This window comes from Aliamphritea hakodatensis (assembly GCF_024347195.1).
GTDB lineage: Bacteria > Pseudomonadota > Gammaproteobacteria > Pseudomonadales > Balneatricaceae > Amphritea > Amphritea hakodatensis.
Genome location: NZ_AP025281.1, coordinates 1638208 through 1649764 on the forward strand (window position 1 = coordinate 1638208; position 11557 = coordinate 1649764).

Genomic DNA, 11557 nt, shown 5'->3' on the forward strand with positions numbered 1-11557 from the left:
CTGAACCGTGCCGAAGGATAGATATAAAAGAAGGAAGGGTGAGTGGAAGGCTTAGCATATTACCAGTATGTACTGATCGGGCTGATTTTTATCTGGAGCGGGTTTGTCCGCAGCGGGCTGGGATTTGGCGGCGCGGTGCTGGCGTTGCCGTTTCTGTTATTAGTTAAAGATGATCCGCTGGTTTTTCTGCCGATTATCGGCGTGCATTTGCTGTTCTTTTCGGTGCTGATTACCTGGAAGAGCAATAAGAGTCAGCCTGACAGCAGCTTTTTTGGCTCTTCATCTATCGACTGGTCGTACCTGAAATACAGCCTCAAGGTGATGATTATCCCGAAACTGATCGGGGTGTTCGGCCTGCTGACCCTGCCAGCGACTCTGATGAGCAGCATCATCTATGTAATTGTTATCGCCTATGCGATTTCTTATGTACTGAACAAACCGCTGAAGAGTAACAGTAAAACGCTGGATACCCTGTTTCTGATTCTGGGGGGCTATATCAGCGGTACGTCTTTAATTGGCGCACCATTAATCGTCGCGGTATTTGTCTCCAATGTGGCCAAACATAAGCTGCGTGACACGCTGTTTATTCTCTGGGCCATTCTGGTGCTGATTAAGCTGGCTTCTTTCGTAATTGCCGGGGTAGATCTGCAGCTGATTCATCACTTGTGGCTGTTACCGCTGGGCTATATTGGCCATGTCATTGGTGAAAAGGCCCATCAGAAAATGCTGGCGGCAGAAACCCCGGTATTTTTCCGGATACTGGGCAGTGTACTGATTGTGGTCAGTATGATGGGGCTGGTGAAGGCGGTTATTTAGCGGCACTGAAAAGCCACCGGTAAACGGTGGCTTTTGATATATCGCGTCAGCTTTTATTAACCGACCAGTATCCGGGTATATCTCCTGACGGCGAATTTGCTGGCAGTTAAGCAGGCTTTATTCGGTCCGTTTCTTAAACCGTTCCGTCAGGTCGAACATGTTTTCCAGTTCTCGCATCCGCTCGGAGGTCTGGCTCCAGAGCTTTTCTTCCAGGGCCACCACCAGTGCTTCGGCAAAGAACAGGGTCACGACCCCTGAGTCCCAGCCGGACTTACCTTCAATGCGGATCGGCAGAGTGTGATCGGCGTATCCGGCCACCGGTGACAGCCACTGGTCAGTGAACAGAATGATTTTTGCCCCGCGGGCGTTGGCCAGCCGGCTGGTGGTAATCAGATCCTGCTCGTAACGGCGTACGTCAAACACGATCAGCACATCGTCTTTCTTAATTTTCAGCAGGTGATGGGGCCACAGGGCGACCGCTTCCGGGAAGATGTGAACATTTTCACGGATCACTTCCAGATGGGTATTCAGGTAGCGGGCAAAGGCGCTGGTGATCCGGCCGCCGACAATGTGCAGGGCGCGTTCCTGTTTGGCCAGCAGGTCGACGATGGCATCGAACTGTTCGTGGCTGATCTGATTCAGACTGTGACGCAGGTTAGTGGTAACGGTTTCTGCAACCTTGTTCAGCACGTGGCTTTCCGGCGCATCGGCGGCCCACTGATCATGTTTGGTGATCGGATCGGAGAGGGTTTGCTGCAGTTCGTCTTTAAGCTCTTTCTGGAAGGTGGTGAAGCTGGAGTAGCCGATTTTCTTCAGCGTCCGCATTACGGTGGGGGTAGATACCCCGCAGCTTTCCGACAATTCTGTAATAGAGACCATGCCTGACATAGGGTAGTTGGCCAGCAGGTGATTGACGATTTTCATTTCCGCCGGGCTGAACTGATTAAGCTGTGAGCGGATCAGTTCGGCAATTGTGTGACTGTTGTCCGGGGTTACAGGGTTGTCATTCATGGGCGGCATACTCGTGGTCAGGTGGCGGTGGGGCGCTATTCTACAATGTTTTGCTGCATTTATTCGCAAGTCTCTCTGGTACTTTCTCTGGTGCTGCCATCGGCTTTTACGGCTGTATGAATATGTCCGCGATACGGTTACACGGTAATAATCTTTACATGTAATTTACCTTACATAAAAAAATTGACAAGTAAAATATGTAATGTATAAATGTTTACATCCTGCCGGCTTACTGCTCAGGTTGGATGTAAGTTGGATAAGATTCGTGACGTTCGTAATACAAAAAAAATAATCTTGCTGATTCAGCAGAGGACAGATAATGAATAAGAATAAACGCGAGTTTATAAAGAAGGCGGTCGTTGGTGGTGCAGCGACAGCTGCCGCTGCGGTTAGCGCGCCGTACGTTCAGGCGAAAGCCGCGCCGATTAAATGGCGTTTACAGACCTATGCAGGTGCTGCTCTGGGTGCCCATGTCATCAAGCCTGCAGTTGATGCATTCAACAAGGCTGCCAACGGTGAGATGGAAATTGAGCTGTACTATGCCGACCAACTGGTACCTACCCCTGAACTGTTCCGTGCCCTGCAAAAAGGCACCATCGATGCAGTGCAGAGCGATGATGACTCTATGGGGGCGCCGGTTGATATCTCCGTATTCGGTGGTTACTTCCCGTTTGCGACCCGCTACAGCCTGGATGTACCTGTACTGTTCGAACAGTACGGTCTGAAAGAGATCTGGCAGGAAGCGTACGATGAAGTCGGCGTGAAATGGCTGAGCGCCGGTGCCTGGGACCCGTGTCACTTTGCCACTAAAGAGCCGATCCGCAGCCTGGAAGATCTGAAAGGTAAGCGGGTATTCACGTTCCCGACCGCGGGTCGCTTCCTGAACCGCTTCGGTGTGATTCCGGTCACCCTGCCATTCGAAGATGTGGAAGTTGCTCTGCAGACCGGCGAGCTGGACGGCGTTGCCTGGTCCGGTATTACTGAGGATTACACCTCTGGCTGGGCAGAAGGGACAGGTTACTTCCTGACTAACAACATTTCCGGTGCGTGGGCCGGTTCATTCTTCGCGAACTCTGATTCCTGGGCAAAAGTGCCGGATCATCTGAAAGAGTTGTGGCAGCTGTGTATGGACAGCTCACACTACTACCGTCAGTACTGGTACTGGGGTGGCGAAGCACAGCTGCGTGTAGAAGGCACCAAGATGGAACTGACGACTATTCCTGATGAGGAATGGGCGCAGGTTGAAGCTGAAGGTAAGAAGTACTGGGAAGAAGTGGCTGCTACCAGCGACCGTGCCAAGAAGGTGGTCGACATCTTCAAGAAGTACAACGAGACCATGGAAAAAGCCGGTCGCCCTTACCGTTACAGCTAACACTTAGCGACGGTAATCTCAGTCCCCCTCCTATTTCCATGCCCGGAGGGGGCTTTTCAGTTTTCTATCTGGGTACGTGATTGTGTATAACGCGATTCAGGCCTACATACGGTTTATCTATAAGTTCAACCGTACGGTGGGCATCTTTGCCATGTACTTGGTACTGGTGATGATGGCGATTTTGCTGTTCTCATCCATCTCCAAGGGAATCGGATCACCGCAGATCTGGGTGATCGAAACAGCGCAGTTCACCATGGCTGCTTATTATCTTCTGGGCGGTGGCTATTCCATGCAGATGGATGCCCACGTTCGCATGGATGTATTCTACGGGACCTGGTCGCCCCGCCGGCAGGCCATTACCGATGCACTGACAGTTATCTGTCTGATTACCTATCTGATTATGCTGCTCTACGGCGGAATCTCCAGCAGCATGTATGCCCTTGAATACGGGCAGAAGAACTATTCCTCCTGGGCGCCACCACTGGCCCCGATCAAGCTGATCATGACCGGCGGTATCCTGCTGATGCTGTTACAGGTCCTGGCAACCTTTGCGCAGAATGTCGCGGATGCGCTGGGCAAGCCGTTTGATATTGAGCAACACCCGGAGGAAACCTCGGTATGAGTTATGAAATGATTGCCCTGCTGATGTTCTCCACCCTGATGCTGATGCTGCTAACCGGCCAGCGGGTGTTTGGAGCTGTAGGGTTTGTGGCCGTGATTGCCGCACTGGGTCTGTGGGGCGACGGCGGTTCTGAAATGGCATTTGCTGCCACGATGAAACTGATGAACTGGTACCCGCTGCTGACCCTGCCACTGTTTGTGTTTATGGGCTATATGCTGTCGGAATCCGGCATTGCCGGTGACCTGTACAGAATGCTGCATGTCTGGATGGGCTCGCTGAAAGGCGGTTTGGGAATCGGCACCATCTTGCTGATGGTGGCAATCTCCGCGATGAACGGGCTGAGTGTGGCGGGTATGGCCATCGGGACCAGTATTGCACTGCCGGAAATGCTCAAGCGCGGTTATGACAAGCGTATGGTCACCGGTGTGATTCAGGCAGGCAGCTCGCTGGGTATTCTGGTGCCGCCAAGTATCGTTCTGGTGCTGTATGGCATGATTGCCCGTCAGCCGGTGAGTCAGTTGTGGCTGGCCGGGGTGATTCCGGGACTGATTCTGGCGACCATGTTCATTGCCTACATTGTGATTCGCTGCAAAATACAGCCTGAGCTGGGGCCACCGTTACCGAAAGAAGAACGGGACCAGTACAGCACGAAAGAAAAGTACTTTTTGCTGGGCGCGGGTTTTCTGCCGTTGCTGGTGATCTTTTCAGTGATTGGTTTATTCCTGATGGGCTACACCAGTCTGGTGGAATGTTCGGCGGTAGGGGCTGCGGTCGCCATGCTGGCGGCGCTGGCCAAGGGCCGGTTAAGTTTCCGTCTGATTCACACCACTCTGCGGAAAACCCTGGGTGTAAGCTGCATGTTTATGTGGATCATCATGGCGGCGCTGTGTTTCGGTGCGGTATTTGATGGTTTGGGTGCGGTTAAAGCCATTGAAGCACTGTTTCTGGAAGAGTGGGGCCTGAGCCCATGGGAAGTGCTGCTGATGATGCAGTTGTCGTACATCATTATGGGAATGTTCCTGGATGATACCGCGATGCTGGTCATTGTTGCGCCGCTGTATATTCCACTGATCATTGCGCTGGAATTTAACCCGATCTGGTATGGCGTACTTTATACCGTTACCTGTCAGATTGCGTATATGACACCACCGTTCGGCTATAACCTGTTCCTGATGAAGGCCATGGCACCGAAAGAAGTGGGGCTGATGGACATTTATAAATCGATTACGCCGTTTGTCTCGATCATGGTATTGGCGCTGTTACTGCTGATGGCATTCCCGCAACTGACGCTGTGGTTGCCGGAACTGATTTACGGTGCAAAATAATGACGACGGAACGACAGGAGATTTAACACTGTGGTGATGCAAGGTTTAGAACAATCGCCGGCAGATCTGGTTAACCCCCATGGCCGTTCTGATGTGTTGCTGGTGTGTGAACACGCCAGCAATTACATTCCGGACAGTTTTGCCAATCTGGGGTTAAGCGAACAGGAGCGTCTCAGCCATATCGGCTGGGACATCGGCGCCGCGGATCTGGCGCGTAAACTCAGTGAGGCACTGGATGCCAGTCTTATCCTGCAGCATTATTCACGTTTGCTGTATGACTGTAACCGGCCCCCCAGTGAGCCAAGTGCGGTGCCGCCGCTGAGTGAAGTGACGGAAATACCGGGCAATAAAGATTTGCCGCCGGAAGCACGCAATTACCGTGTGCAGGGCATTTATGAACCCTTTCATAATGCCATTGCCGGGCAGATTGCTGAACGCAAAGCCGCTGGTCGCAATACCGTACTGGTGACCATTCACAGTTTTACACCGGTATTTATGGGCCAGCCCCGGGCGGTGCAGCTGGGGATCATCTGTCATGAAGATAACGCCTTTGCCGGCGACTTCCTGCGGGTGGCGCAGAAATATGCAGAGCTGAATAACAGCGGTTTTGATATCCGGATGAATGAGCCTTACGGCCCGTCTGATCCGGTACTGCACATGGTTACCCGGCACGGGGATGACCAGCAACTGCAGAACGTCATGCTGGAAGTACGCAATGATCTGGTGAGCGCTGAAGAAGGGCAGGACACCTGGGCGGCGCTGATCGCTGCCACGCTGAATACGTTAACGAATAAGAATTAAGCTGTGTAATAACGCAGCCGGATAAAGAGGAATAACCATGAGCGGTATGCTGACGCTGGAACAATTAAAACAAGAATTTGCGGCAGGAAGCATCGACACTGTGCTGGCCTGCCAGATCGACATGCAGGGGCGCCTGATGGGCAAACGCTTCCACGCAGATTACTTCATTAATCATGCGGTGGAAGAGACCCACTCCTGTAATTACCTGCTGGCGACCGATTTGGAAATGGAAACGGTTGAGGGCTATAAATCCACCAGTTGGGAAGCAGGCTACGGTGATTACGTGATGAAACCGGATATGAGCACCCTGCGCCGGGTGCCGTGGCTGGAAGGCACTGCATTGGTGCTGTGCGATGTACTGGACCATCACCACAACCCGGTACCGCACTCGCCACGGGCCATTCTGCGCAAGCAGATCGACCGTCTGGCAGTGATGGGCATTGAGCCGATGATGGCCACCGAACTGGAATTCTTCCTGTTCGACCAGAGCTATTCGGATGCCTGCAAAGCCGGTTACCGGGATATGCAGCTGGTCAGCTCATATAACGAGGATTACCACATCTTCCAGACCACCAAGGAAGAAGAAGTGATCCGCGCCATGCGTAATGGTGTTTACGGTGCCGGTATCGCGGTGGAATGTTCCAAAGGTGAAGCCTCTGCCGGTCAGGAAGAGCTGAACGTTAAATACGATAAAGCACTGGTCACCGCCGATCAGCATTCCATTGTGAAGAACGCCTGTAAAGAAATTGCCTGGCAGCACGGCAAGGCGGTGACCTTCATGGCGAAATGGCATAACGAGGCAGCGGGCAGTTCCTCACACGTGCATCAGTCACTGTGGAGCACCGACGGTAAACCGCTGTTCCTGGATGAAAGCCGTCCTCATGGCATGTCGGAACTGATGTGCCATTATCTGGCTGGCCTGTTGGCGCATGCGGATGATGTGACCTGCCTGCTGGCGCCGTACGTTAACTCGTATAAGCGTTTTCAGGAAGGCACTTTTGCACCGACCAAAGCAGTGTGGAGCCTGGATAACCGCACTGCCGGTTTCCGCCTGTGCGGTGAAGGCACTAAAGCGATCCGCATCGAATGCCGGATTGGCGGCGCAGACCTGAACCCGTATCTGGCACTGGCAGGGCAACTGGCAGCCGGTATTGCCGGTATGGAACAGAAGCTTGAACTGGAAGCAGAGTTTGTCGGTGATGCCTACGCCGGCGAAAACGCCCGCGAAGTACCGAAAACCCTGCGGGCTGCGGCTGAGAAAATGAACGAATCCACTATGCTGCGTGAAGCCTTTGGTGATGAGGTGATCGATCATTATGTACATGCTGCCCGCTGGGAGCAGAAGGAACATGATAAGCGCGTGACTGACTGGGAAGTTGCCCGCGGCTTTGAACGGGCATAACGCGTCACCGGGTCGTTGTCGCTGCAGCCTGCGCAGAACATTGTCTGAATGAAGGTCCCCCCGGATGTCATTCAGCCTGTGCTTAGGGGAGCTACAGAATGGTTATGCAGGTTGTAGCGACACTTACTATACGAAAGCTGAAAAGCAGGCTCTGCCAATATCCGGCGGGGCCAAATATCTGAGTAAATGAAGATGAGTACAATCCAGAGTATTTCACCGGTTGATGGCAGTGTTTACGCTGAACGCCCGGTAGCAGATGCGGAACAGGTGACGGCACTGTTCGCCCGCAGCAAGTTAGCTCAGCATGCCTGGGCACAGTTAAGCGTGGCGGAACGTTGCACCTATTGCAGCGCCGCCGTAGATGCCATGGTGGCTATGACTGACCGTATCGCCGAAGAGCTGGCCTGGCAGATGGGTCGGCCAATCAGCCAGGGTGCGGGAGAAGTGCGCGGTCTGGAAGAGCGCGCCCGCTATATGATCTCTGTGGCGGAGGAATCCCTTAATCCGTTCGATCCCGGTGAAAAGCCGGGCTTTGCCCGTAAGATCAGCAAGGAACCACTGGGCGTGATTATGACCATCGCCCCGTGGAACTTCCCGTTCATGACCGCCCTGAACTCAGTGATTCCGGCGTTGCTGGCGGGTAATGCTGTGGTGCTGAAACATGCCGCGAATACCTTGCTGGTGGCAGAACGTATTCAGGATGCTTTTGATCAGGCGGGGCTGCCGGAAGGTATCTTCCAGCATATCGTGCTGGACCATGATGCCACCAGTGAACTGATTGGCTCAGGCAATTTAGACATGGTGTGCTTCACTGGCTCTGTCGGTGGCGGCAAGGCGATGGAAAAGGCCGCCGCAGGGCAGTTTATTCCGTTGGGGCTGGAGCTGGGCGGTAAAGACCCCGCCTATGTACGGGCGGATGCCAACCTGCCATATACCATTGAGAATCTGGCGGACGGGGCTTTCTTCAACAGTGGCCAGTCCTGCTGCAGCATTGAACGGATTTACGTACACGAAAGCATTCATGATGAACTGGTGGCCGGCCTTGCCGCTGCCGGGCAGGCCTATGTGCTGGGCAACCCGCTGGACGCAGCAACTAATCTTGGCCCGATGATCAAACCGGCCGCAGCAGATTTTGTGCGTCAGCAAATTGCGGATGCAGTTGCAGCAGGGGCACAGACCCATGTGGATACCAGCCAGTTTGAACTGGATCAGCCGGGCTCTGCCTACATGGCGCCGCAGGTGCTGTCGAATGTGACTCACGAAATGTCCGTGATGACAGATGAGAGTTTTGGCCCGGTAGTAGGCGTAATCAAGGTCACCAGTGATGAAGAAGCCATCGCCCTGATGAACGACTCTGAGTTTGGCCTGACTGCTGGCATCTGGACCGAAGATCTGGCCGCCGCTGAGCGCATTGCACCGCAACTGGAAACCGGCACCGTGTTCATGAACCGTTGTGATTATCTGGACCCGGCGCTGGCCTGGACCGGCGTGAAAGACACCGGCCGTGGCTGCTCTCTGTCGACGCTGGGTTTTGATGCGCTGACCCGGCCGAAAAGCTTCCACTTTAAAACCTCTACAGACTGATGGCAGGTGAACGATGAAGTCATTTGATTACATCATTGTCGGTGCCGGCTCGGCTGGCTGTGTGGTGGCCAACCGCCTGACGGCTGACCCTGCCGTGAGTGTGTGTCTGATTGAAGCCGGCGGCAGTGATAAAAGCCCCTGGGTGACCATTCCAGCAGGCATTTTCGGCCTGTATGGCAATAAGAAATATGACTACACTTTTGAAGGGACGCCCCAGAAGCACCTGAATAACCGCACCATGATGGTGAACCGGGGTAAGGCGCTGGGCGGCTCCAGTGCGATTAACAGCATGGTGTATATCCGGGGTAACCGGAACGACTATGACGGTTGGGAAAAGCTGGGTTGTAAGGGGTGGTCCTACGGGGATGTGTTACCCCTGTTTAAAAAGCTGGAGGCGAACGCAAATGGCCAGAGCCGGGACTTTCATGGCACCGACGGTGAGCTGAATGTCACCAAGCCGCAGGACCCGAACCCGGTTGGACGGGTGTTTGTGAAAGCAGGGCAGGCAGCCGGTTTGCCGGAAAATACCGATTTTAATGCCGGGACCCAGCTGGGCCTGGGTATCTATGACGTGAAGCAGCGTCAGGGTAAGCGGGAAAGCAGCTATACGGCCTTTATTGAACCGGTATTGCCACGCTCTAATCTGACCATCATGACCCATACCGAAGTGGTTTCTCTGATCATTGAAGGTGACCGGGTTGCCGGACTGGAAGCCGAAGTGAGTGGCAATCCGCAAACGATTCTGGCCGGTCAGGAAGTGATTCTGTGCGCCGGCACTATCGTTTCGCCACGTATTCTGCTGGCCTCCGGCATTGGCGATCAGTCTCAGCTGGATGCGCTGGGCATCGAATGTAAGCAGCACGTGCCGGGTGTAGGTGAAAACCTGCAGGACCATGTGGACAGCATGGTGACGGTACGCTCTGAGAAGTCCGATACCATTGGTGTATCAGCCGGTACTCTGTTGCCGCACATCCTTCCGGCGCCGTTTAAATACTGGCTGAACCGGAAAGGCTGGTGGACCACCAACTACGTGGAAGCCGGTGGTTTTGCCAAAACCCGGCTGGCGGAAGACGCTGAGCCAGGTTCTGCCGATGCGGACCCGGACATCCAGTTCCACTTTACGCCACTGTACCGCAGCCACCGGGGTAAGAAGTTTGAATACGGCCACGGCTACTCAGTGTTTACCTGTGTACTGCGCCCGCGCAGTGCCGGCACGGTAAAACTGGCGAACGACGGTACCCGGCGTAACGTGCTGATCGACCATAACTTCTTTGCCGATAAACGGGATCAGGACGTGCTGGTAGAAGGGGTTAAAAAGGCCCGTGAGATTCTGGCATCCCCTGAGTTTGATCACCTGCGCGGCGAAGAAATGGCCCCGGGTAAGCACATTCAGACTGATGAGCAGATCCTCGACTACCTGCGTGAAACTACCACCACGGTGTATCACCCGGTGGGCACCTGCAAAATGGGTGTGGACGAGATGGCCGTGGTTGACCCTGAAACCCTGAAGGTGAAAGGCATGCAGAACCTGCGGGTGATGGACGCCTCGGTCATGCCAACCCTGATCAGCGGCAACACCTCAGCGCCCTCAATGATGATCGGTGAGAAAGGTGCGCATATGATTCTGGATGATATGAACAACTAACCGTTTACTGTGTTGGTCAGGCCCCTGTCGGTGCTTCAGAAGGTCACCGGCAGGGGCTTTTTTATATCTGGCTGTCAGATTGGTTTAACGTTTGATGTTTAATGTGGTGAGGTAAACTGTTGATCCGTGGTGCGCAAGTTGTGGACGACGACTGAGGTATAATAATTATGGTAACCAATAAACTACGGCCAATACATCCGGGGGAAATTCTGAAAGAAGAATATCTGGTCCCGCTGGGTATGTCCGCAAATGCCCTGGCAATTGCACTTCATGTACCGGCTACGCGCATCAACGATATTGTCCGGGGGAAGCGCGCCGTGACATCTGATACAGCATTGCGCCTGGCCCGTTATTTCGGTGGCGATGCGCAGTCCTGGATGAATCTGCAGATTGCTTATGATCTTAAGCTGGCTGAAACAGCGGCGGGAGAAACGATTAAGCGGAACGTTCGGCCACGTGCCGCCTGAAATCAGAATCACGGGCGTTGATCTTTTTTGCCAATTTACTCAAAAAAGCAATCGGAAAGGCCTGACGCTTTGTCCTTTCTACTGAATCCGGTTAACAAAATTGTCAGCTTTTGTATTTTAACAAAACATTATGTCCCAGGATTGCCAGAAATATCCTGCACAAAGGCAATGGTGTTACCCTCTGGATCGTTAATTTCCGCCATTTTTATGATGCCTGGATATTCTACAATGTCTCCAATGGAGAGGGTGGCGCTAATACATTCTTCGCACTGAGCCTCAATTTCATTCACGCCTACAACCACAGTGGCTGTTCCTGCTCTTTCAGGATTTATTGAAACCTGAATCCATGCATTCTCTATAAGTTGCCATTCAGCGATTCCTTCCATCGGTACCATATCCGGATCACGTCCAAACAATTTTATATAGAAACTCAACGCTTTTTCAAAGTCGTTAACCGGAATGACCGAAATGACGCTATTAATATTTCGGGATGACATTGTATTTCCTTGTAT

Annotated in this window: 11 protein-coding genes; 9 read left to right on the forward strand and 2 right to left on the reverse strand. The window is 53.2% G+C overall.

Annotated features, from left to right (window positions below; all coding sequences use genetic code 11):
• Positions 1-42 precede the first annotated feature (42 nt).
• Positions 43-816 carry a TSUP family transporter gene (locus tag PCI15_RS07475; protein WP_271273708.1) on the forward strand — a complete coding sequence of 258 codons (774 nt, stop codon included), beginning with the start codon at positions 43-45 and terminating at the stop codon, positions 814-816.
• A 117-nt stretch (positions 817-933) separates the two neighbouring features.
• Here PCI15_RS07475 and PCI15_RS07480 read toward each other — a convergent pair whose 3' ends face one another.
• The gene (locus PCI15_RS07480; RefSeq protein WP_271273709.1) at positions 934-1827 is read right to left on the reverse strand and encodes a MurR/RpiR family transcriptional regulator; all 894 of its coding nucleotides are present in this window, start codon (positions 1825-1827) and stop codon (positions 934-936) included.
• 319 nt (positions 1828-2146) lie between these two features.
• On the opposite strand from PCI15_RS07480, the gene PCI15_RS07485 reads away from it, so the two are divergent.
• The 8 genes from PCI15_RS07485 (at position 2147) to PCI15_RS07520 (ending at position 11045) form a co-directional block, all read left to right on the forward strand.
• On the forward strand, positions 2147-3199 hold the full coding sequence (locus PCI15_RS07485) for a TRAP transporter substrate-binding protein (protein ID WP_271273710.1): 1053 nt from the start codon (positions 2147-2149) through the stop codon (positions 3197-3199).
• A gap of 82 nt (positions 3200-3281) precedes the next feature.
• Positions 3282-3821, forward strand: coding sequence for a TRAP transporter small permease subunit (locus PCI15_RS07490; protein ID WP_205658465.1), 540 nt, complete (start codon positions 3282-3284; stop codon positions 3819-3821).
• Positions 3818-5146 carry a TRAP transporter large permease gene (locus PCI15_RS07495; protein ID WP_271273711.1) on the forward strand — a complete coding sequence of 443 codons (1329 nt, stop codon included), beginning with the start codon at positions 3818-3820 and terminating at the stop codon, positions 5144-5146. Before PCI15_RS07490 ends, PCI15_RS07495 begins: the two co-directional genes overlap by 4 nt.
• A gap of 36 nt (positions 5147-5182) precedes the next feature.
• Positions 5183-5947, forward strand: coding sequence for an N-formylglutamate amidohydrolase (locus PCI15_RS07500; protein ID WP_271274598.1), 765 nt, complete (start codon positions 5183-5185; stop codon positions 5945-5947).
• A 37-nt stretch (positions 5948-5984) separates the two neighbouring features.
• Positions 5985-7349, forward strand: coding sequence for a glutamine synthetase family protein (locus tag PCI15_RS07505; RefSeq protein ID WP_271273712.1), 1365 nt, complete (start codon positions 5985-5987; stop codon positions 7347-7349).
• Positions 7350-7541: 192 nt separating this feature from the next.
• Positions 7542-8933 (forward strand): aldehyde dehydrogenase family protein, encoded by a 1392-nt coding sequence (locus PCI15_RS07510; RefSeq protein ID WP_271273713.1) that lies wholly within the window; start codon positions 7542-7544, stop codon positions 8931-8933.
• 13 nt (positions 8934-8946) lie between these two features.
• Entirely contained in the window at positions 8947-10578 is a 1632-nt protein-coding gene (locus tag PCI15_RS07515; protein WP_271273714.1) for a GMC family oxidoreductase, read from the forward strand.
• Between the two features lie 167 nt (positions 10579-10745).
• Positions 10746-11045 (forward strand): HigA family addiction module antitoxin, encoded by a 300-nt coding sequence (locus tag PCI15_RS07520; RefSeq protein ID WP_271273715.1) that lies wholly within the window; start codon positions 10746-10748, stop codon positions 11043-11045.
• Positions 11046-11173: 128 nt separating this feature from the next.
• Here PCI15_RS07520 and PCI15_RS07525 read toward each other — a convergent pair whose 3' ends face one another.
• Positions 11174-11542: a VOC family protein gene (locus PCI15_RS07525; protein ID WP_271273716.1), complete on the reverse strand. Its 369-nt coding sequence runs from the start codon at positions 11540-11542 to the stop codon at positions 11174-11176.
• Positions 11543-11557 lie beyond the last annotated feature (15 nt).

Excerpts from the sequence above, each read along its gene's own strand:
- PCI15_RS07480 (WP_271273709.1), bottom strand. The coding sequence starts at position 1,827 with ATGAATGACAACCCTGTAACCCCGGACAACAGTCACACAATTGCCGAA.
- PCI15_RS07485 (WP_271273710.1), top strand. The coding sequence starts at position 2,147 with ATGAATAAGAATAAACGCGAGTTTATAAAGAAGGCGGTCGTTGGTGGT.
- PCI15_RS07495 (WP_271273711.1), top strand. The coding sequence starts at position 3,818 with ATGAGTTATGAAATGATTGCCCTGCTGATGTTCTCCACCCTGATGCTG.
- PCI15_RS07500 (WP_271274598.1), top strand. The coding sequence starts at position 5,183 with ATGCAAGGTTTAGAACAATCGCCGGCAGATCTGGTTAACCCCCATGGC.
- PCI15_RS07505 (WP_271273712.1), top strand. The coding sequence starts at position 5,985 with ATGAGCGGTATGCTGACGCTGGAACAATTAAAACAAGAATTTGCGGCA.
- PCI15_RS07510 (WP_271273713.1), top strand. The coding sequence starts at position 7,542 with ATGAGTACAATCCAGAGTATTTCACCGGTTGATGGCAGTGTTTACGCT.
- PCI15_RS07515 (WP_271273714.1), top strand. The coding sequence starts at position 8,947 with ATGAAGTCATTTGATTACATCATTGTCGGTGCCGGCTCGGCTGGCTGT.
- PCI15_RS07520 (WP_271273715.1), top strand. The coding sequence starts at position 10,746 with ATGGTAACCAATAAACTACGGCCAATACATCCGGGGGAAATTCTGAAA.
- PCI15_RS07525 (WP_271273716.1), bottom strand. The coding sequence starts at position 11,542 with ATGTCATCCCGAAATATTAATAGCGTCATTTCGGTCATTCCGGTTAAC.